Consider the following 20662-nt stretch of genomic DNA (forward strand, 5'->3'; position numbering starts at 1 on the left):
CGTATCTACCTTTGCGGGGCCCTCCCGGTGGTGCGGGTAATCGGAGCCCGTTCTGCCCGATTTTTCAGGGAGTACCCTTATGTGGCCCCGTGCGGATGGTATAAGGAGAAACGATGACCGACGGACCGACCCCGGCAATGCGGCAGTACTATGCGGTGAAGAACCGGTACCCCGATGCCATCCTCTTCTTCCGGATGGGGGACTTCTACGAGACCTTCGGCGAAGACGCCGGCGTGGTGGCCCGTGAACTCGATATCACCCTGACGGCACGGGGGAAGGACAGGAACGGCGACCGGATGCCGCTTGCGGGCGTCCCCCACCACGCCGCCGACGGCTACATCGCCCGCCTGGTGGGCAAGGGCTACAAGGTGGTGATCTGCGACCAGGTTGAGGACCCAAAGACCGCAAAGGGCATCGTGAAACGTGACGTGACACGGGTGATCACCCCGGGAACCCTGATCGACTCCTCGATGCTCGGGTCCGCAGGGGCGCGATACCTGATGGCGGTCGCCCCCGACCGGAAGGATACCTTCGGCCTCGCGTTCCTGGACGTCTCCACCGGCGAGTTCTTCGTCTCCGCGGGGAGCGGCGGGTGCGATTACGCCGAGATCATCTCGGAGGCGGTCAGGTATCGCCCGTCTGAGGCGATCCTCCCCGAGAGTTTCGAAGGGGGACTTCCCCGCCGGTTCGAGGCCGTCGGGGTGACGGTGAGCCGTTACCGCGACGACGCCTTCGATTTTGACACGGCGTACGAGCGCCTCTGCGAACAGTTCGGGACGGCGACGCTCGACGGCTACGGGTGCGCGGGGATGGCGGGAGCCGTCGCCGCGGCCGGGGCGGCGCTGTGCTACGCCCAGGAGACCCAGCAGTCGCCCCTCCCCCACATCACGGGGCTCTCGACCCGGGTCCCGTCGGGGAACATGGTCCTCGACGCGATCACCCTCCGGAACCTCGAGATCACGACCGGCATCCGGGGCGAAGGCGACGGAAGCACGCTTCTTGCCGCGCTCGACGTCACGGAGACGCCGATGGGGAGCCGGACGATGCGGTCGTTCCTGGTCGGCCCTCTGGTCCGGAAGGCGGCCATCGAAGAGAGGCTCGACGCGGTGGAATGGCTCCTCGGCCGTACCGTCGAGCGCCAGGCGCTCCGTGCAGCGCTTGGTGATTTTGCCGACATAGAACGGATAGCGGGAAGGATCGCCTACGGGAACGCCGGCCCCCGGGACCTTGCGACGCTCAAAGAGTCGCTCTGCGCGGTTCCGGGCGTGAAGGCACTCTTTCCCGGCGAGGTTCCGGCCCTCGTCCGCGAGACCCTCGACGCGATGAGCGACCACGCCTCCGTCACGGACCTCGTCGGCCGGGCGATCGTGGACGACGCCCCGGCGCTCGCCCGATCCGGCGGTATGATCCGGGAGGGGTTCAACGCGAAACTCGACGAACTCCGGCACCTCGCGACGACCGGGAAGGACTGGATCGCGGAGTTTCAGCAGCAGGAACGGGAGCGGACCGGCATCAAGTCGCTCAAGGTCGCCTACAACCGGGTCTTTGGCTACTACATCGAGGTGACGAAACCAAACCTCCACCTGGTGCCGCCGGAGTACGAGCGGAGGCAGACGACCGCGAACGGCGAGCGGTATACGATACCCGACCTCCGGGAGAAGGAGGCGCTGATCGCGACCGCGGAGGAGCGACTTGGGGCGCTCGAGGTGGAGATCTACGCCGAACTCGTCCGGACGCTCGCGGCGGAGGTCCCCGACCTGCAGGCGACCGCCCGGGCCGTGGGGCTGCTCGACGTGTATTCGGCCCTCGCCGAGGTCGCCGCCCGCTACGGCTACTCCCGCCCGGCGATCGAGGAGAGCGGCCGGGTTGTCATCCGCGACGGGCGCCACCCGGTCGTGGAGCGGCACCTCCCGGTGCCGTTCGTCCCGAACGACACGGAACTCGATGCCGCCGGCGACCAGATCATGATCATCACCGGGGCGAACATGGCGGGCAAGTCCACCTACATGCGGGCGGTGGCGCTCTGCTGCATCATGGCCCAGATGGGGAGTTTCGTCCCGGCCCGCCATGCGACGATCGGGATCGTCGACCGGGTCTTCACCCGGGTGGGGGCGTTTGACGACCTCGCCTCCGGGCAGTCCACGTTCATGGTCGAGATGCTCGAACTCGCAAACATCTTAAACAACGTAACGCCGCAGAGCCTTGTCATCCTCGACGAGATCGGGCGGGGGACGAGCACGCTTGACGGGTGCGCGATCGCCCGGGCGGTGGTGGAGTTCCTCCACGGGCGGGCGTCCTCCGGGCCCCGGACGCTTTTTGCGACCCATTTCCACGACCTGATCGACCTTGAGGGGTCGCAGAAGCGGGTGAAGAACTTCCACTTCGCCGTGAAGGATACGGGAGCGGATGTCGTCTTCCTCCGAAAGATCATCCCCGGCGCGACCGACAGGAGTTACGGCGTCCACGTGGCCAGCCTCGCCGGGGTCCCGAAGAAGGTGACCGACCGGGCGATGGAGCTCCTGAAGGAGGCGTCGGCGCGGGAGCTCCCGGCCGGTGTGCGGGCGCCCCGCTACACCCAGATGCTCCTCGTCGACCCCGGCGAAGGGGCGGTCGCGGAGAACCCGGCGGTCAGGGAACTCAAAGATCTGAACCCGGACGAGATGACCCCGATCGAGGCGTTGAACACCCTCTGCCGTCTCCAAAAGATGGCGAACGGGGAGCGGGGCGGGCGATGACCCGGACCACGATACGGGTCCTCGACCCGGACACGGTGAACCAGATCGCCGCCGGCGAGGTCGTGGAGCGGCCCGCGTCGGTGGCAAAGGAACTCCTCGAGAACGCGATCGACGCGGGGGCGACGAGCATCCTCATCGACGTCGCCTCAGACATGGCGGGGGTCACGAGGATCCGGGTGACCGACGACGGTGCGGGCATGACGCCCGAAGAGGCGGTCCTCGCGTTCTCTCCCCACGCGACGAGCAAGATCCGGGATATCGCCGATCTCTCCGCCGTCCGGACGCTCGGGTTCCGGGGCGAGGCACTCGCGAGCATCGCCGCCGTCGCGGAGGTGACCCTGGTCACCCGCCCGCGGGGGGCCGGGGCGCTCGCCGGCGCCCGGGTGGTGGTCAGGGGCGGCGAGGTCGTGGAGACGGGCGATGTGGGGGCGCCGGAGGGGACGACGGTCGTCGTCGAGCACCTCTTCTACAACACCCCCGCCCGCCGGAAGTTCTTGAAGAGCAGGAACACCGAACTCGCCCACATCTACGGTGTCGTGGAGAACCTCTCGCTCGCGCACAGGGAGATCGCCTTCCGGGTGGTGCACAACGGGAAGGAGCGGATGGCGACCCAGCGGTCCCGCGACCTCCTCGCCACCGTCGCCGGGCTCTACGGCGCGGACCTTGCCCGGGCGCTCGTCCCCATCGGGGGAAGGCTCCCGTTCCTCGCTGTCGGCGGCTACGTCTCCCGCCCGTCGGAGAGCAGGGGGAACCCGTCGCAGGTCGTCATCAGCATCAACGGGAGGAGCATATCCTCCCGGGCGCTTGCCGCCGCCGTCCGTGAGGGCTACGGCACCCTCCTCCCGAAGGACCGCTATCCGGTGGCGTTCATCGACCTTGCCCTCGACACCGATCTGGTGGACGTCAACGTCCACCCGGCGAAGCGCGAGGTCCGCCTCTCCCGGGAACGGGAGATCCTCGCGGCGATTTCGGCCGCGGTAGAGGAGGCCCTCGCCGGGCACGACCTTGCCCACGACGCGCCGGCAGAGCCGGTGCAGCAGCTCCTCACGGCAGGGGAGGGGGGAGTGGCCCCGGCCCCGGCGGCAAGCGAGCCCCGGGCCTCCTACGCCGCAGGGCACCGCGAGATCGTCCTCTCTGATAAGCAGCTCCGCCGGACGGAGACGGAGGGGACCGAGAACCTCCTCCCCGCGATGGAACCGGTCGGACAGGTGGCCGCGACCTACATCGTGGCGGAAGGGGCCGACGGCACCCTCTACCTCGTCGACCAGCACGCGGCCCACGAGCGGGTCCTCTACGACCAGGTCGCCGGGCGGCGTGATGCAGCGCCCGGGTCGCAGGAACTGATCATGCCCGTCGTCCTCTCCCTCCCCCCGAAGGAGTCGGCAGCGCTCCGGGACGCGATGCCGTTCCTCGCGGCCGAGGGGTTCTTGGTGGAGGAGTTCGGCCGGGACACCTTCGCCGTCCGGGCGGTGCCCGCAGCCCTCGGCGCCGCCGAAGACCCTGAGAGCGTCAGGGAGACGATCGCCGAGATCCTCGCCGGCGAGTCCCGGACCGCCCCCGACCGGCGGGAGGCGGTCACCTGCATCGTCGCCTGCAGGGGGGCGGTGAAGGCCGGCGCCCTTCTCACGCACGACCAGCAGAAACGCCTCCTTTCGCAGCTCGCCCGGACGAAGACCCCCTGGACGTGCCCGCACGGGAGGCCGACGGTGGTGGCGTTCGACAGACGGAGACTTGATAGGATGTTTGGGCGGTGACGGGGGCGGGCCCGGGACAAACCCGCGGATTTCTGCAGCCGGATCGGGTATCCGGGGGAAAATTGTGGAAATTTAAGCCAAATCCCGTATCACAATGGATTTATTCTCCCGCGATCAGAATGGCTATACGTCACAGGGGTGACTCACCCGCTGCGGACGAAAGGATTGAACCACGTGACACTACTCCAGCAGATCCGGCTCTGGATGCGAACCCGGGGAGAAGGGAAGCAGTTGCACGACTGCGAGAACGACCCACTCATCGAACCATACTTCGATCTCTCCCCTGAAGCGACCCTCCCCCCGGAATCCTCCGGAGCCCTGCTGGAAGAGGACAGGTGACGGGGGGGCCTCCCCGAAACGCCCTACCCGATGGATCGCCTCTTACCTCCAGATAAGCTGCCTCCCCATCACCTATTTTTGAGAATCCCGCCCCCGGAGATGACCACGGGGCTTAGACGGGGTCAGAGGAACCGGAACGACTCCGCCACGGCGGCCGCATCGGCGTTGTAGATATCATACCCCGGGGGGAAGACCGTGTGCATGACCGAGTAGACGGTGTCGCCCCTGGCGGCGTAGCGGATGATGAAGGTGTACCGGTCGCCCTCGACGATGGGGACGGAGTAGATCGACTTGTATGCCGGGATACCGTCAAGGGTGCTCTTCTCCGTCGAGACCCATTCGGCCCCGATGCCGGCCTTGAGGTCTCTTGCGTAGGTCGCGTTCAGCGTCTCAAGGAACGCCTCAGGGGCGGCCTCCCCGTCCGGGAGCGGGATCGTGTTGACGCGGACCTCCTCGTGCTTCACCGGCGAGGAGAACCATACGCTCTCCCCGGACTCGGTGAAGAACCACCCCTCCGGGCAGGTGACGGCATAGCCGTAGGTCGCGTTGACGTAGGTGCCGTTCCCGGGGACGGGCGCCGGGGTCGGCGTGGGCGCGTCCTCTCCCGGGCCCGGGTCCTGCGGCGCCAGAAGAACCGGCAGCAGGACCGCGACCGCGGCGACCAGAGCGGCCGCGAGAACCCCGATGACCAGCAGTCTCTGTGGTTTCATGCTCCCGGGTAGGTGGCCCGGGAGACCATAAATACTCTTCACCCCGGCGGGGGAACCCGTCAGGGGGCCGCGGCGGGAACGCGGACGTCGGCAAGGAAGTCGTCGAGGGTATCCGCATACTCCACCCGGATCCCGAAGTGCTCCTTGACGTACGCTCTCGTGTCGACGACGACCGGCCGTTGCCGGGCTATCCGGAGCCCGCCGAAGACCCGGGCCTCCTCCCGGCGCTCGACGACGTTGTTGTTCTTCGCCGGGAGGACGAGGAGGGTCTTTCCGCTCGCCGCGGCGGCCTCGGCCTTCTCAAGGATGCCGCCGACCGGGCCGATGTTGCCGTCCTCATCGATGGTCCCGGTCACGGTCACGCTCTCGTTGAGCTCGAACCCCTCCAGCACCGAGAGGAGGAGCGCGGTCATCAGCGCTCCTGCACTGGGGCCGTCGATCTCGGAGACCTCGTCCGGGCTCTGGATGCTGAAGATGATGTCGCTCCTCGTGAGGTCCGTGCGGGAGCGGTCGGCGGCGAGGTCGACGGCGTGGTTTGCGGCATCCTGAAAGACGATCCCCATCAGGGGCGTTGTCTGGACGAGCACCCGTCCTTTTCCGGGCACGACCTCGACCGAGACGTTCACCATCGCTCCTTCTTCGACCACCCGGTTTGCGGCAAACGGGCCGATGCCGGCGATCTCGACCTTCTGGAGGGTGACCGGCGCCTGCATCGATGCCGTTCCCCCGGCCCCGGCATCCCTCCCGGCGGGGAGAGCGGCCATGGTTGCGGCCGGGGGCGTGCCGGTCTCCCCGGGCCCGGGGAGAGGTGCGGGGATGCCGTTTCCCGGAACGAGGACTGCGGCAAGGAGGAAGACGTTCATGACGAGCGATAACACGAAGAGGATCGTCAGGGTCTTCTCCCGTATGCGCATATGCTGCCCGATACCATGCATGCGGATATATACCTTTCCGAAGGGTGTACCGGAACCGATTACACCCGTACTCCGGTTGCCAACCGCTCGTTCGCCCCCCGGCAGGTCACCGGATCTGGATCCTCTATCGGCTGTGGCAGAGGGGGCGGTTCATGCAGGCCCGCGCTGCTCGGCCCCGCGGGACCAGGACATCGCCCCCGCGAGGATGAGGAGCAGGAGAGAGACCACGAGCGCTGCATCGATGCCCTGGATAAAGGCCCCGGTCACGTTCCCCACCAGCCGGGATGTGCCCACGAAGATCTCGAATGCAAGGGAGCGGGGGATCGAGGCGGAAGCCACCGTTATGGCGAGCACGAAACTGCCGAGGATTCCAATGTTCTGGACCATCCGGAGCGCACCGGATATACTCCCGTAATCCCCCATCCTCGCGTGGGCCATGATGGCGCTGTTGTTCGCCGGGTAAAACATCGAGGTGCCGATCCCGGAGACAAACGATGCCAGGAGGACGATGGAGAGAGGGGAATCTACCCGGAGCGTCATGTAGATGAGGATCGCGAGCGCAATCACCAGCGTTCCGGCGGTGGCGATGATCCGTGCCCCGACACGGTCCGAGAGCCTTCCCATGGAGGGGCCGAGCACGCTCCCCGTGATATAACCGGGTGTGAGCAGGAGTGCGGCGTCCAGCGGGGAGAGGCCGCGGATCCCCTGGAGGTACATGATGATGAGAAATACGACCGCGAGATAGCCCAGGCTCTGGAAGAATGCAGCGAGAAGGCTGTATTTAAGGATCGGCTTGTTCAGGCTCTCAAAGTCGATCATGGGGGTCCTGGTATGCACCTCGTGCCAGGCAAATACCAGGATGAGCAACAGGCCCAGGAGTGCAAGGGTCATCGACCGCGTTGTAAGATCGTTCCCGGCAAAATCGACCGCGGCGTACGAGATGAGCGAGAGGCCTGCGGCAAGGAGAACCATCCCGGTGAGGTCGAGCGATGCCGGAGTCCTGGTTGTGTCCTTCAGGTAACGCAGACCCAGGTACAGGGCGGTGATGCCGATGGGTATGTTGATGAAGAAGATGTACTCCCATCCGGCAAAGGTGGTGATGATCCCCCCGAGCACGATGCCGAGCGTTGCACCGACCGTCCAGCCCATGGAGTTGTACCCGAACGCCGCCCCGCGTGCGTTGGGAGGGAAGATGTCGGCGATGATGGCTCCTGAGTTCGACTCCATGAGGGCCCCGCCGAGAGCCTGAACGCCGCGGAAGAGGATCAGCGTGGTGATGGTCGAGGAGACCCCGCAGAAGAACGAACTGAGAGTGAAGATGCCGAACCCGAGGTTGAACATGCGGGGCCGGCCGAAAAGGTCCCCAAGCCTTCCGAGCTGGACGGTCAGGGCCGCCACTACCAGGAGATAGATGAGGATGATCCACATGGTGGTGAGAAGATCCGCATGGAGCCCTTCCGCGATGACCGGAAAGGCCAGGATGACGATGGTGCTGTCAAGGGCCCCCATCAGGGTGCCAAGCACGAGAACAGAGAGCATGATCTTCTGCCGCCGTTCCATGCCGGGAGGTTACGCCTCTCTATCTATATAGCGATTCGCAACCTATTGCTCGTATAATGATCGTTTTTGTGGTCCGTTGGAAAAAAGAAGAGCATAGCGTTGAGATCGGGTTGCAGCCGCCTGATCCGGCGGAAATGCAGGCCCGGTACCTCACCGATTTTGCCGCCCGCCATCGGGCACTGCAGCCTTGCGCGACGACGTAAAGCGAGGCTCGCAGCACCCGGATGCCAGATTTCGCGGCAACGCGCTCCCCGCGAGAGGCTGTATCGTTATCCGCACCAGGGACCTCGCGCATTGCCGCGGAAGTTCGCGAAGGGAGGTCGATGGTCTGACCTCCCGAGGATCGCCTCAACCACATCGGCAAAGTACCGGGACCGGAGGCTCCTTGCGGAGCCGGTCGAAAAGGGTTGTCAGGGATTCCCCGGACTAATTCTCCCCGCCGAGATCCAGCTTCTTCGTCTTCCAGGCTCCCTGCCGGTAGAAGAAGAGATCGCACAGGAAGACCACCACGGTGCCGCAGACCACCGCGAACCAGACGAACTGCAGCGGCATGCCCATCGTCACAAAGACCGCGGCAAGACCCACCTGCACGACCAGCTGCCCCGCGATCGCCGCGTACATGCCGGGCCTCGTCATCCCCGCACCGTTCATCGCAAACCCCATCGTCATCGCCATGGCTATCACAAAGTACGACATCGGGATTATCCGCATGAACAGGATGCCGTTTGCAAGCGACGCCCCGGTCGCGCCGAAGAACGCCAGGAGATGCTTCGCGTGCAGCAGGTAGAGGATACCCACGATCGCCATAAACGACGCATTCGCGATCAGCGCAATCCTGACCGCTTTCTCCGCCCTCTCCACTTTTCCCGCTCCCAGGTTCTGGCCGACCATCACCGCGACTCCCGTGCAGAGCCCCATCACGAAGACCAGGCCCAGCATATCCAGGCGCTGGCAGATGCCGTATGCCGCCACCGCCGACGTGCCGTACAGTGCCACGATCGCCGTCATCCCCAGGAACGCAAAACTCCTGACCCCGCTCTGTACCGCCGATGGTATCGCGACCTTCACGATATCCTTGATCAGCCGCGGTTCAAACGTCCATCTCTCCGGGAACCTGACCGGTCCGTTCTTCCTGGACGGCAGGAGGTACATCACCCCGACGAGAAGCAGCACGCCGGTCGTACGCGACGCAAGGGACGCATACGCAGATCCGGCTATCCCGAATGCCGGGAGACTGCCAAGACCCATGATCAGCGTCGGGTTCAGGACAATGTTCACGATGTTCACCGCGATCATCACAAACATCGGCGTTCTGGAGTCTCCCGTGCTCTGGAACACGGTCGTCAGGATCATCAGCGTGACGAAGACGAACATTCCTATCAGCACCGGGGAAAGGAAGCGTGCCCCCTCCGTTGCAACCTCGGGATCGGCTCCAAGGAGCAGGAGGAGGTCCTGTGACCAGAACACACCGATGACCGCAAGGACCGCTGAGAAGGCGAGCGCCAGGTACAGCGAATGCGAAAGGATCACCGGGATACGCTCAAACCGCTCCGACCCGTACGCTCGCGACACGAACGCAGCCGTTGCCGTCACGGTCCCGAAGATCACGGTGGTGAGCACGATGATGATGGATATGCTCATCGCTCCGCCGGCAATCGAGACATCGCCGAGTTTGCCGATGAAGTACATATCCACCACCTCCAGGATGCTCGCGAGGAAGTTGCTGATGATGATCGGAAGGGCCACTATCCAGAGGCCCTTTCCGACCGATCCCTCGGTGAGGATGTTATTGGAAGAGTTCATCGTCAAGTGATCATATATAAACGGGGTGAAAGATGATAAAGGTTCACTGGTTGTTTTAATGCAATTTATCCTCAAATCCACAAAGGAAGGCCGATTCGGCGTTCAATCGGGTACTGGAACATCCGGGCCTACGGGAGAAGGTAGTGGAACATTTCACCTGGCTTGTTGGTCCTGGTGCGTAGGATTACCGTCTCACGCGAAGACTCCTGATTGCTGCCCCTATCTTCCCTTCGCGTCCTCCCGCGTGCTTCCGCGTGAGGCGATGTTCCGCAGGAACGGAGCTCGAGAAACCCGATGGGTTTCGAACCGCGACGCTCTGTCAAGAGCGGAGCGGGAGCACCGCCAGATGCGACTTGCGCCGGGCCGACGTCACGGCGCCGGATCGGCACCTGGCCATCCCTGTCCAGGGAAGCCTTACGCAATCAGACCCGTTCCAGGGCCCGGGGAGTGGTGCGTGAAAAGGGATCATGCAGGTTTTTCCCCTGCATTCAAATAGGTTCGTCCACTAACGGTGATCAGGAAGGTTGTCCCCTGTCATTTGAATGCAGCCAGTGCGGCGAATGCTGCAGTCACCTGGGCCTGGTCCATACGATCCATATCGATTATGGGAATTACCGCTACCTGATCCGCAACCAGTACACGGGTGAAACGACAGAGGTGTCGATTGATCCGGATAAGATCTCCCTATTTGCCGATACAAGCATCTTCTCCGAGCGACCGGAGGCGTGCCCGTTTTTCCGGTATGATGCGCCGGCTGCGAAAGGATTCTGCACCGTCCACCTGACGCGTCCTGAGATCTGCCGGGACTACGGCTGCTGGCGCCTGCTCATCCTTGACGGTTTGGGGAGGAGAGCCGGAAGGATCATGGGCCGACGTCACCTGGCTTCGGAGGATGCTGCGCTGGCCCGGCTCTTTGAAGAAGAGATCAACCGTCTGGTCGAACCCGACGATGCCGCATGGGACCGGCATGTGATTGAGGTACTGGTCAGGGCCGGTTACACGGTGCGAACCTGACCCGGGCGACCACGGATTTTTTCTCCCGGCGAAGGGGGTCCGGGGTATCCACGCACCTTTCGGAACGGGAACGCCATAACGCGGTCATTTGTGGCTCTCCTGGGTTCTCCGGTCCGCATCATGCGGAAGAACACTTGAAAACGCTTTTATTCTTCTCTACTGGATGCAGTGGTAATGGACCAGATATCAGAACCCATTCTGCGCACGTACCTGCCCGCGTGCATCCTCGGCGTCATGATCCTCCTCATCGCTGCAGCAGGCTGCATGAATACCGCCTCGGCCGGTGGAGATTCCATCTCCGGGAGTGTCGCAGGGGATTATGCGGGAGGAACGATCTACGTTGCGGCGATCGACGCCGCGGCGTATACGGTATCGGAGATCAGGGTTATGGAGACGCGCGAACGTCCCGAACGCTCGCAGTACGTCAGCGGCTTTGTTGCGCTCGACGCACCGGGCGAGTACGTCATATCCGGACTTGCCCCCGGGAACTACACCATCTACGCCTGGGCGGATACGGACGACAACGGCCGGATCGACCACCTCGACTACCGCGACCCGACCGGGTGGTACTGCACGCCGTCTCACCTCACCCCTGTCAAGGTCGCTGTTACACCGGGGGGTCCAGCAACCGGGATTGATGTAACTCTCATCGCTCCGACGCCCTATCCCGGCGGCGATACGAACGTCACCGTCGGCAGCGGCGGCGGAAGGCTCACCGTCATCGATGGATGCCGGGTCCTCCAGCTCTGGGGGATGCCGGACGAGCGGGCGTACGCCTACGGCTACCTCTGCGGTCCGCAGATCCGGGACTGGATCGACTACGTCCTGATCGAGTCGTTCATGCAGTCGCCCGCCGATTACGAGGAACTCTTCATCCCCTACATCCGGGAGCACATGGCACCGGCAAACCCGGCATACATGGCCGAACTCGACGTCATGCTCTCGGGGATGGCTGCAGGCGGCACGGACCTCTACCTTTCATCGGTCTCGCGGAACCTCACCCGCTACGACCTCCTCGCAGAGAACACCTACGACTTCATGCTCTACTACAAACTTTACGGCCTCATGATGGGCGACCTCGGCATAAACCGCACCGCAACAGGCGACGCCGGCGTGTCGCCGCATCTCTGCACGAGCGCGATCGCCTGGGGCAACCTGACGGCAAACGACGAACTTGCCGGCGGGGTGATCCACGGCAAGAACATGGACGGCGAGAACGACCTGCGGAAGGTCACGGTGAACAGTCTGCTCGTCATCGCCGTCGACCCGGGTCCGGGCGCAAAACGCATGGTCGGGATAGACTGGCCCGGGTTCATCGGAACATTCAACGGCATGAACGAGGATGGCCTGGTGCTCGTGCCCCACTCGTCGCCGTCGATCCCGGACTGGAATGCAACGGATCTTGTGCCCACCACCTTCCTCTATCGGGATACGCTCCAGAGCGAGAGCGACGTTGCCGGGGCGTGGACCTACTGGGAGAGGGCGAACGGGACCCGGGTGGGCGGACACAACGCAGGCGTCTCGTCTCCCTACCGTAACGGGACAGGAAGCGTTCCGGCGGCATTCGAGACGGATTCGTACGGCGGCGCGGTGCGCGGGCCGGGCGTCGTCGAGCCGGACGACTGCCTCCTCATTGCGAACAACTACTACCTCTATCAGGGCGCCTATCCTCCTGCCGTCGAGCGGGTGGACGGCTACCATGCAGCGGTCAGGCCCACCGACTATCGCTACCGGAATATGCTCGCCCTCCTCGATAGTTACCGGGAGGAGGGGAGGACCGTCGGCACTCCCGAGATGATCGCGCTCATGCAGTCGGCGTCCGTCTCGGAGGATTACCGGGGCACAACCGAGTACACCTTCATCGCGTATCCGGATGCGGGCGCGTTCGCCGTGGCAAAGGAGGACCTCGCGAAGGGGATTCTCGACGCACCGTTTGCGGAGTTCGCGCACTTTGAGTTCGACGAGGTCTTCGAGCGGCCCTTCCCGGAGTAAGGGGAGGCCTTGCTGTTCTTTTTTCCCGCCCGGAGCACGCTACTGGAGAACGATTGAGAGATTATAGCCACCATGATGCGAAGGAACTCGCCGGGTGAGGGGGTTTGCCGCCGGTTGCGGAAGCGGTCTCCCTGCTAATGGGGGTACAAGATATCCGGATCGAGACTGAAAATAAGCCTAAATCAGACTTACTTACCCAGTTAAGAACACAAGATACCCGAATAGAATTAGAGAGAACGTATTTTATCCGACAGGCGTTTTTGCAGACGGATATGGCTGCCCCGCTGGCGGACCACAACTCACCCACCCCTTTGAAGTGCTGCAATGATTCTATCATAATTCAGGGCAGGCACCTTATTCATACAGCGATCTCAACCTGCTCGGCTTTTTCGCTGAAAACAAGATCATCTTCCACGGTTTCAAGATATAGATCAATCGCTTCTCTGATGTTTTTTAGTGCCTCTTCCCTCGTGTCGCCTTCACTAATACAGCCGGGGAGGCTCGGTACATAGACAGTGTACCCTCCTTCCTCACTGGGCACAAGCACTACACGCAATCTCATACCATAAGCTATCAACCGGGTGAATTTATACTTACTTGCTCGCGGTGCAACGGGTTTTGGTAGATAGATGGAGGGAAGATGCACGCCGATTTTAGGAGGGAGCTAACGAAATTACCCCGGGCAGTGAGGAAAGGAGGAGGTTGCCGGTAGTGCCCTACGAAACAACTGGTCATCTGAGATCTCATCCCGGTGTTCCCGCTTGCATGCAATCCGGGGCACGGCTTTCCCCTGGGTATCGCCATGACTGCCCCCGCCCCTTGAGGGGCGGGGGAGGAGCGCGAAGCGCGGGTGGAGTGGGGTTGATGACAGGCACGGATCTTTGCGCGTTGGAGACAGGAGGGAAGACCCTCCCGTCAGCCCCACCCCCATGGCGATAGCCACCCCGGTCCACAGCATGAGGCCATGCTTGCGAGAAAAGGTCGAACTCAGGGACAGGCCGGGTCCGGCACCAATCTTGTCAGGGATGAACGACAGCCGGAATAGGGTGAGCTTTACCCGAGCCCGATAACGGAAATTTTCGGTCGGATCCACCGAGATCGATTATCAGTTCTCTGCTGGAGCACTACCGGGTTGCCTGCACAGTATACTTCTCTGCCCCCTTCATCCCCGCAGGCCAAAAACTCCAGAACCTCACGCCCCCATCCGGCAGAGGTCCCGCATCGCCCGGATCACGGAGAGGGTCTCGCCCTCGAGCGGCTCGGTATCGACGATGAACGAGACGAACCCCCGGCGGGCGAAGAGTTCCCGGACCTCGTCAGGCCCGGTCAGGGACGAGACGAGCAGCAGGACCCGCCCGAACGGCGAAAGCACCCGGCCGAGATCGGCGATGAACCGCTCGATCACCGCCCTCCCCGTCGGCCCGCCGTCGAGGGCGTACTCCAGCCAGTCCTCGATCCGCTCCTCGGGCATGGTCGGGAGGTAGGGCGGGTTGAAGAGGATGAGGTCGAACGGGCCACAGAGCCCCGAGAAAAGGTCGGTCCGGACCGCCTCCACCCCCCGGGCGCGGGCGCACCGGACGGCGTGGGGGTTGATATCGGTCGCGACCACGGCGGCCGCCCGGTCGGCAAGTCCGGCCGCGATATACCCGCTCCCGGTCCCGACCTCGAGCACCCGGTCTCTCTCCCGGACCTCCCGGAGCGCCGCCCGGAGGAGGAGAAACGAGTCCTCGGCGGGAGGATAGACCTGGTCCGGGGGCATCATCAGCACCCGCTCATCCGGTTTGCCACCAGCGCAAACTCTCGAAGCGTCAGGTCTTCGGGCCGCCGCTGCAGGAGATCGTCGGAGAGGCCCGCGATCGCCCGCTCGATGGCCTCCGGGGGAAACGCGTCCTTCCCGCTCCGGAGCCCCTTCCGGACGGTCTTTCTCCGGTGGGAGAAGAGCACCCGGACGACGTCGGCATAGACCGCCCGGTCCGCGATCGGGTAGGGCGGCTCGTGCGGCGTGATCCGGACCACCCAGGAGCGGACCTGCGGTTTTGGCCGGAACGCGTTCGGGGGGAGTTCGAGCAGCGGCTTTACGGACGCATAGGTCTGCACCATCACCGAGAGCCGCCCGACGTCCGGCGTCCCCGGCCGTGCAACCATCCTTTGCGCGAACTCCTTCTGGTACATCAGGACCGCGACCTCAAACCCGATCTCAAGCAGCCGGAACGTGATCTTCGAAGAGACCGAGTAAGGGAGGTTTGCGACGACAATATCAAACGGGGGGAGGTCCACCTTCTTTGCATCGCCAGGAATGATCCGGAGGCGCCCCTCCTCGATCTCGTCGGCAAAAGCGATCCCGAGTTCTTCCACGAGAACCGGATCGACCTCGACCGCAACGACCTCCGCACCACGGTCGAGGAGAGCCCGGGTGAGCACCCCTCCGCCGGGCCCGATCTCGAGCACCCTCCGGCCGGAGACATCGACAAACCCGGCAATCTTCTCGACGGCCCTCTGGTCGGTGAGGAAGTGCTGATCCCTTGGAGCACTCATTTCAGGGTGAAGATATGATACTTCTCGTTCGGGTCCTCGATCTCGCGCAGGATCCGGCTGATGATCATCCGGTCCGGGTGCGGGAGCGATTTGATCCGCCGCGAGATATCCTCAAAACTCTCAAACGGTTTCTTCTCCCGCTGCTCGATCACTTCCCACATCAGTTTCTTCCCGATGCCGGGGAGCAGGTGGAGCATGTGGAACTTCGGCGTGATCGGGACGGACTTGTTGAAGAAGTCGACGAACCGCTGCTCATTCTCGCGGACGATCTGTTCGACCACGAACGGCAGTTCCAGTTTCGCCGTCGCCGTCAGGTCTTCATACCCGATCCGCCGCTTGACACGCTCGATCTTCTCCCGCTCCGCATCGCCGATGTAGACGCGATCGTGGATCTGGATGTCCGCACCCGGTTTCGGGACGAGCTCGAGCAGTTTGAACTGGTCCACGCCGACGGCAAGGACAACCGGTTCGCGCTTGTAGACGGGACGCTGGTCGTTCATGTACCCCATCGGGAGGACATCAATGACTACAGCGTTCTCCTCTTTCCTCTCACCCTTCATCGACACCACCCCTTCAATCAGAAGTGCGTCATCACCAGGTCGAGGATCCCGTCAAGCTCTTCCGTTGTAAGATTGAACCGTTCTTTGGCGTAGATGGCCCGCAGTTCGTCCCGGGTCCGCGGCATCAGGTTCGCGATGCGGTAGGCGATCTCCTCTTTCATCTTCTCAAGCTGCATGAGCTCGTCGACGAGGTCGCGGGCCTTCTCGGCGGATGTCTTCGAGAGATGATTGGCATGCTCGATACTCTTACGCAGCTCGTAGGACATCTCTTCTCCGGACTCGAGCCGGGCTGCCTCCACGGCAAGGAGTGTGTCACGCAGTTCGGGAAGCAGCATCCGCTCTTCGCTGACGATTCGTTTTACCTTCATGCCAATCACTACTGTTGAGGATTATACCTTCTGCGCTTTTAGATGTTGCGGTCTCGCAATCACCTGTTTTATCGTCTCGCCGTCCCTGACCTCGAGCACCCATGCGCGCCCGCGCTGTCCGATGACCGTGCCGGTCTTTCCGTGGAATCTCCGGTGGGGCATGCCCTTCTGGACACTCGGCTCGACCACAACATGCACCTTCTGCCCGACCTCGAAATCCTGAATCACCGAGGTTACGGGGGGGATACCGCGTCTTCTGAGGTCCTTCTTGAACTTATACCGCGTCTTCTTGCGTGGTCCATTGTGATGTGCCATAGATTTACTCACCAAACTCGTTCACTGTTTCGACCAGCACCACATCGAGGCTGACAACACGTGCGGTCCGCCCCAGGATCCGGGCAAGGCTGGGCTGGGTTCTGTCGTTGTCGCCCGATACCAGCTCTTTGATGTAGAGGCCCGCTTCGCCGACGACTTCGACCCAGTATCTGTCGTCCTGTGCGCCTGTACACCGGATATCGAGGACACCGCGTTCCCGAACTTTATCTGCCCGTCGGTGTGCCACCCGCAGGGGGGTGCGCTGTCGTATCGTTACACCTTTGAGCTGATCGAGGGCCGCCCTGAACTCATCCGGGGTTACAGGGCCGTCGGTCTCGACCAGGATCCTGTATTTTTTATGCGCTTTGTCGGACTTAAGGCTTTGCACCGTCTTCCGATCCGCCCATCCGGTCAGGTGGACCGCCACCCTCCCCCCGGCCTTTTCGTTGATCTCCGCCTCAAGCGCCGTGAGGTCCACCGACCGCTTCCGCGGCGCCTCGACCTCCATGACGAAGGGGCGGCCCGACCCGAGCATCCGGGCGTCGATATCCTCCCGGCCGGCGCCGTGGAGGACGGCGTTCTCCGCGTCGAAGGCCTCGATCACCGGCCGGCCGATCAGCTCCTCGACGGAGTCCGCGTACTGTTTGCCGGTGAAGTCGCACTTCTCGCACCCGGCCCCCTTGCAGGCCCGGCAGTCCCAGTGGGTCTGCGGGATCCCCCGCTCGTACTTCAGGTAGCGGCCGACAAAGAAGACGGGGTTGACCTGCACCTCGACGGTCTCTTCCGCGAGGTCGAGGATCGCGACGATGTCGGGCCGTTTGAGGTCGGCCGCCTTCCCGGTGAGGGCCGAGACGGCTTTGCCGACCTCACGGTTCATCTCCGCCTTCAGCGGTTCGGGATCGCGGAGGGAGAGGTCGCTCCAGACCATCTCCTCACTCTCCGCGAGAAGCGGCGGCACCTTCGTCCCGATAAGGAACGTCGCAAACTCGATGCCCTGCACCGCTTCCACGACCTTCGCAGCCCAGGCGCCGGTGCGGGAGAGTTCGCCGCCGCAGATCCAGCAGGATTCCGGCTCCGGTTCGCGGTGCGGCTCGTTCTCCGCGAGCTCGCGCGCGATCCGCAAAGCCCTCCCCCGCTCCTCGTTCGTCAGCCCAAACGACCGCTTGCCAAAGAATCGCCCGAGACAGTGGTTGCAGGTCTCGCCGTATCCAAGGATTGCTTCTACCTCTTGTATGATATCCATCCGGACTCCCTCCGGTCCATCTCGTTTAAGAGGACGGTGATGGTATGATCGGCATGCAGCGACCGCGGCCCCACCGAGTAGCGGGGGCAGCCCGCGATCAGCGCCTCCTCCTCCGGGGTGAAGTTCTGGTGGTCGGAGAGGAGATACGTCTCCGGGAGCGCCGGTGCCGCCCGGATATCCTCCCCCGCCTCGTCGAGGACGGCAAACGGGATCTCGGCAAGGAGCCTTGCGAGCCCGCCGCGGCGGACGGAGACGCCCGGCGTCGACTCGCGGAACGCGTCCCCGCAGGGGAGGGCGAGCGCCTTCTTGATCAGGGCGGCGCTGCTCCGCTCGTCCGGCGAGAGGTAGCGGATCTCACTCCCCGAAAAGAGGACGGTCTTCTCGGGCCCGGGCTCCCCGCGGAGGATGAGGTAACACTCGACGTCGCGCCGGAGGTCGTGAGAGAGGAAGAGCGCGGAGTTGACGCACCGGCAGAGGACATCCATCCTCCCGGCGCTCCCGGCAAGATCGTTGAGGCTGAAGGTGCCGCTCGTTGCGGCAAGGTGGCCCACGACGGCAAACCGCTTCATCTCACGGGGTCCTGCCGAACTTCTTTATCATGCGCTGCATGTTGAACTTGCCGCCGCCCATGCCCCGCATACCCTTCAAGGCGCGCTGCATGATCTTGTAGTACTTGATGAGGTCGCGGACGTCTTCGGGCGCCACCCCGGCGCCGCGGGCGATCCGGTGGACCCGCGAACTCCCGATCACCGAGGGGTCGTCGAGCTCCGGGGCCGTCATCGAGTCCATGATCACCTTGTAGCGCTGCATCTTGGTGCTGGTGATGTCGTAGGCGTCGTCGGGGATCTGCATGCCGCCCAGGGGGAGCATGCTCATGATCTGTTTTAAGGGCCCCATCCGGTTCAGCGCCTCAAGCTGCTTGTACATGTCCCGGAGCGTGAACCTGCCCTTCAACATGGCGTTGACGTCGATATCCTCGGCCGAGACCGCCTCCTCCGCCCGCTCGACGAGGGCTTTCAAGTCGCCCATCCCGAGCAGCCGGGAGATGAACCCGTCCGGGTCGAACCGCTCAAGGTCCTCGATCGTCTCGCCGCTCCCGATGAAGACGATCCCGCTCTGCGTCTCGGCGACCGCCGAGAGTGCGCCGCCGCCCCGCGCGGTGCCGTCCATCTTCGTGACGAGGACGCCGTCGATCCCGATCGCCTCGTGGAACCGGCGGGCCTGTTCGCTCGCCTGCTGGCCGAGCGCCGCGTCGATCACGAGCCACCGGTGGTCGGCGTGCGAGAGCTCGTTGATGTTGATGATCTCCTCGATCAGGTTCTCTTCGAGGGCGTGGCGCCCCTGGGTATCGATGATGATGACCTCGTACTGCTTGCGGAACCGGGGGAGGCCCTCTCTCACGATCCGGAGGGCGTCTTTCTCGTCCGGGTCCCCGAAGCAGGGGGCGCCGATCCGGTCGCAGAGAGTCTTTAACTGGTCGTAGGCGCCCGGCCGGAAGGTGTCGGCGCAGATCACCCCGACCCGGAGCCCCTTGCGCTGGAAGTAGCGGGCGAGTTTCGCGGTCGTCGTGGTCTTCCCGCTCCCCTGCAGGCCCGCCATCAGGATCGTCTGGGGCCCGAGCGTCATCGCTCCCGGCGTCCCCATCAGCCGGACGAGCTCCTGGTAGACGATGCGGAGGACGTGCTCTCTGACCCCCATCCCCTTCGGGGGCTCCTCCTCGAGGGCACGCTGTTTGACCGCCTGGGAGAGCTGCATCACGAGTTTGACGTTGACGTCGGCCTGGAGGAGCGCCCGCTGCAGGTCGCGGACCAGTTCGTCGACCGCCGCCCGGTCGATCACCGTCTTGCCGGCGAGTTTCTTGACCGCGTCCTTCAACGACGCGCCGAGGTTGTCGAGCATCAGGCTTCACCCCCCAGGAGTTCGTCGACCACGATGCGGGGCGAGAACGGCATGATGTCGTCGTAGCCCTGCCCGGTCCCGAGGAAGAGGATCGGTTTTCCCACCGTGTGCGCGACCGATATGGCCGCACCCCCTTTCGGGTCCATGTCCGCCTTCGTCAGGACGACCGCGTCGGTCCCGACCGCCCGGTTGAACTCGCCGGCCCGGATGACGGCGTCGTTTCCCGCCACCGCTTCGTCGACGTAGACGACGAGGTCGGGTTTCATGACCCGCCGGATCTTATCGAGCTGGTTCATGAGGTTTGCCCGGTTGTGGAACCGGCCGGCCGTATCGGCGAGGACGACGTCGATATTGTGCGCTTTTGCGTACTGGACCGCGTCAAAGAGGACGGCGGAAGGGTCGGCGCCCGCCTGGTGCTGGATCACCTTGATGCCGAGACGGTCGGCGTGGGTCCGGATCTGCTCGATCGCACCCGCGCGGAAGGTGTCGCCCGCGCCGATCACGACCGTAAACCCGTTCTTCTGGAGGTAATGGCCGACCTTTGCGACCGTCGTCGTCTTCCCGGTCCCGTTCACGCCGGTGAAGAGGATCTTCACCGGCCGCTCGTGCTCCCTGATGTAACGCGAGAGGTCGAGACCGTCGCCGAGCACCCCGCAGAGCGCCGACCGCAGGGTCGCGACGACCAGGTCGTCGACCGATGCGCCGATCTTCCGGTGCCGGCCCACGAGGTCCTGGCGCATCCGGGCGATGATCTCGTCCGTGACCGGGAGCGCGACGTCGTTCTCGAGGAGGACCATCTCGAGTTCAAGAAGAGGCGTCTCGATGTCCTTCTCCTCGACGAGGACCTCCCGCTCCCGGACAAGGACCCTGACTTTATTGAAGAACGTGGGCGTCTCCCGTTTCTCCTCCGGCGCTTTCGCC

20 protein-coding genes are annotated in these 20662 nt (G+C 63.8%); 6 read left to right on the forward strand and 14 right to left on the reverse strand.

Going from position 1 to position 20662, the window contains the following annotated elements:
• Nucleotides 1-113: 113 nt before the first annotated feature.
• The 3 genes from mutS (at nucleotide 114) to QZ408_RS12605 (ending at nucleotide 4828) form a co-directional block, all read left to right on the forward strand.
• Nucleotides 114-2735 carry a DNA mismatch repair protein MutS gene (mutS, locus tag QZ408_RS12595; RefSeq protein ID WP_292491992.1) on the forward strand — a complete coding sequence of 874 codons (2622 nt, stop codon included), beginning with the start codon at nucleotides 114-116 and terminating at the stop codon, nucleotides 2733-2735.
• Complete coding sequence (mutL, locus tag QZ408_RS12600; RefSeq protein ID WP_292491993.1) at nucleotides 2732-4489, forward strand: DNA mismatch repair endonuclease MutL; 1758 nt, start codon at nucleotides 2732-2734, stop codon at nucleotides 4487-4489. Before mutS ends, mutL begins: the two co-directional genes overlap by 4 nt.
• Nucleotides 4490-4663: 174 nt before the next feature.
• Nucleotides 4664-4828 (forward strand): hypothetical protein, encoded by a 165-nt coding sequence (locus QZ408_RS12605; protein ID WP_292491994.1) that lies wholly within the window; start codon nucleotides 4664-4666, stop codon nucleotides 4826-4828.
• Between the two features lie 122 nt (nucleotides 4829-4950).
• Here QZ408_RS12605 and QZ408_RS12610 read toward each other — a convergent pair whose 3' ends face one another.
• From QZ408_RS12610 to QZ408_RS12620, 3 genes are all read right to left on the reverse strand, one after another.
• Nucleotides 4951-5538 carry a PsbP-related protein gene (locus QZ408_RS12610; protein ID WP_292491995.1) on the reverse strand — a complete coding sequence of 196 codons (588 nt, stop codon included), beginning with the start codon at nucleotides 5536-5538 and terminating at the stop codon, nucleotides 4951-4953.
• A 59-nt stretch (nucleotides 5539-5597) separates the two neighbouring features.
• Nucleotides 5598-6452, reverse strand: a complete 855-nt coding sequence (locus tag QZ408_RS12615) for a S16 family serine protease (RefSeq protein WP_292491997.1) — start codon at nucleotides 6450-6452, stop codon at nucleotides 5598-5600.
• 150 nt (nucleotides 6453-6602) lie between these two features.
• A complete protein-coding gene (locus QZ408_RS12620; protein WP_292491999.1) occupies nucleotides 6603-8012 on the reverse strand; it encodes an MFS transporter in 1410 nt (469 codons plus the stop codon).
• Between the two features lie 56 nt (nucleotides 8013-8068).
• Here QZ408_RS12620 and QZ408_RS12625 point away from each other — a divergent pair, with 56 nt between their 5' ends.
• A complete protein-coding gene (locus QZ408_RS12625; RefSeq protein WP_292492000.1) occupies nucleotides 8069-8215 on the forward strand; it encodes a hypothetical protein in 147 nt (48 codons plus the stop codon).
• A 223-nt stretch (nucleotides 8216-8438) separates the two neighbouring features.
• Here the strand turns inward: QZ408_RS12625 and QZ408_RS12630 are convergent, their stop codons facing one another.
• On the reverse strand, nucleotides 8439-9815 hold the full coding sequence (locus tag QZ408_RS12630) for an MATE family efflux transporter (RefSeq protein WP_292492023.1): 1377 nt from the start codon (nucleotides 9813-9815) through the stop codon (nucleotides 8439-8441).
• A 447-nt stretch (nucleotides 9816-10262) separates the two neighbouring features.
• Here QZ408_RS12630 and QZ408_RS12635 point away from each other — a divergent pair, with 447 nt between their 5' ends.
• Together QZ408_RS12635 and QZ408_RS12640 are read left to right on the forward strand one after the other, a co-directional pair.
• Nucleotides 10263-10829, forward strand: coding sequence for a YkgJ family cysteine cluster protein (locus QZ408_RS12635; protein ID WP_292492001.1), 567 nt, complete (start codon nucleotides 10263-10265; stop codon nucleotides 10827-10829).
• Nucleotides 10830-11003: 174 nt separating this feature from the next.
• The gene (locus QZ408_RS12640) at nucleotides 11004-12821 is read left to right on the forward strand and encodes a hypothetical protein (protein WP_292492002.1); all 1818 of its coding nucleotides are present in this window, start codon (nucleotides 11004-11006) and stop codon (nucleotides 12819-12821) included.
• Nucleotides 12822-13179: 358 nt separating this feature from the next.
• Here QZ408_RS12640 and QZ408_RS12645 read toward each other — a convergent pair whose 3' ends face one another.
• The 10 genes from QZ408_RS12645 to ftsY form a co-directional block, all read right to left on the reverse strand.
• On the reverse strand, nucleotides 13180-13383 hold the full coding sequence (locus tag QZ408_RS12645; protein ID WP_292492005.1) for a type II toxin-antitoxin system HicB family antitoxin: 204 nt from the start codon (nucleotides 13381-13383) through the stop codon (nucleotides 13180-13182).
• A gap of 630 nt (nucleotides 13384-14013) precedes the next feature.
• Nucleotides 14014-14580 carry a HemK2/MTQ2 family protein methyltransferase gene (locus QZ408_RS12650; RefSeq protein ID WP_292492025.1) on the reverse strand — a complete coding sequence of 189 codons (567 nt, stop codon included), beginning with the start codon at nucleotides 14578-14580 and terminating at the stop codon, nucleotides 14014-14016.
• A 2-nt stretch (nucleotides 14581-14582) separates the two neighbouring features.
• Entirely contained in the window at nucleotides 14583-15356 is a 774-nt protein-coding gene (gene rsmA / locus QZ408_RS12655; RefSeq protein ID WP_292492006.1) for a 16S rRNA (adenine(1518)-N(6)/adenine(1519)-N(6))-dimethyltransferase RsmA, read from the reverse strand.
• A complete protein-coding gene (locus QZ408_RS12660; protein WP_292492007.1) occupies nucleotides 15353-15916 on the reverse strand; it encodes a DUF655 domain-containing protein in 564 nt (187 codons plus the stop codon). Before QZ408_RS12660 ends, rsmA begins: the two co-directional genes overlap by 4 nt.
• Before the next feature lie 17 nt (nucleotides 15917-15933).
• A complete protein-coding gene (locus QZ408_RS12665) occupies nucleotides 15934-16284 on the reverse strand; it encodes an RNA polymerase Rpb4 family protein (protein ID WP_292492009.1) in 351 nt (116 codons plus the stop codon).
• Between the two features lie 21 nt (nucleotides 16285-16305).
• Nucleotides 16306-16599, reverse strand: a complete 294-nt coding sequence (locus QZ408_RS12670) for a 50S ribosomal protein L21e (protein ID WP_292492011.1) — start codon at nucleotides 16597-16599, stop codon at nucleotides 16306-16308.
• A 4-nt stretch (nucleotides 16600-16603) separates the two neighbouring features.
• Nucleotides 16604-17842, reverse strand: coding sequence for a tRNA pseudouridine(54/55) synthase Pus10 (locus QZ408_RS12675; protein ID WP_292492013.1), 1239 nt, complete (start codon nucleotides 17840-17842; stop codon nucleotides 16604-16606).
• Nucleotides 17821-18411: a tRNA (pseudouridine(54)-N(1))-methyltransferase TrmY gene (gene trmY, locus QZ408_RS12680; RefSeq protein ID WP_292492015.1), complete on the reverse strand. Its 591-nt coding sequence runs from the start codon at nucleotides 18409-18411 to the stop codon at nucleotides 17821-17823. Before trmY ends, QZ408_RS12675 begins: the two co-directional genes overlap by 22 nt.
• 1 nt (nucleotide 18412) lies before the next feature.
• Complete coding sequence (locus QZ408_RS12685; RefSeq protein WP_292492017.1) at nucleotides 18413-19741, reverse strand: signal recognition particle protein Srp54; 1329 nt, start codon at nucleotides 19739-19741, stop codon at nucleotides 18413-18415.
• Nucleotides 19741-20662 (reverse strand): signal recognition particle-docking protein FtsY (gene ftsY / locus QZ408_RS12690; protein ID WP_292492019.1); only part of this gene is annotated, 922 nt, incomplete at its 5' end. The genes ftsY and QZ408_RS12685, both read right to left, overlap by 1 nt.

It is taken from the genome of Methanoculleus sp. 10 (assembly GCF_913757945.1).
GTDB lineage: Archaea > Halobacteriota > Methanomicrobia > Methanomicrobiales > Methanoculleaceae > Methanoculleus.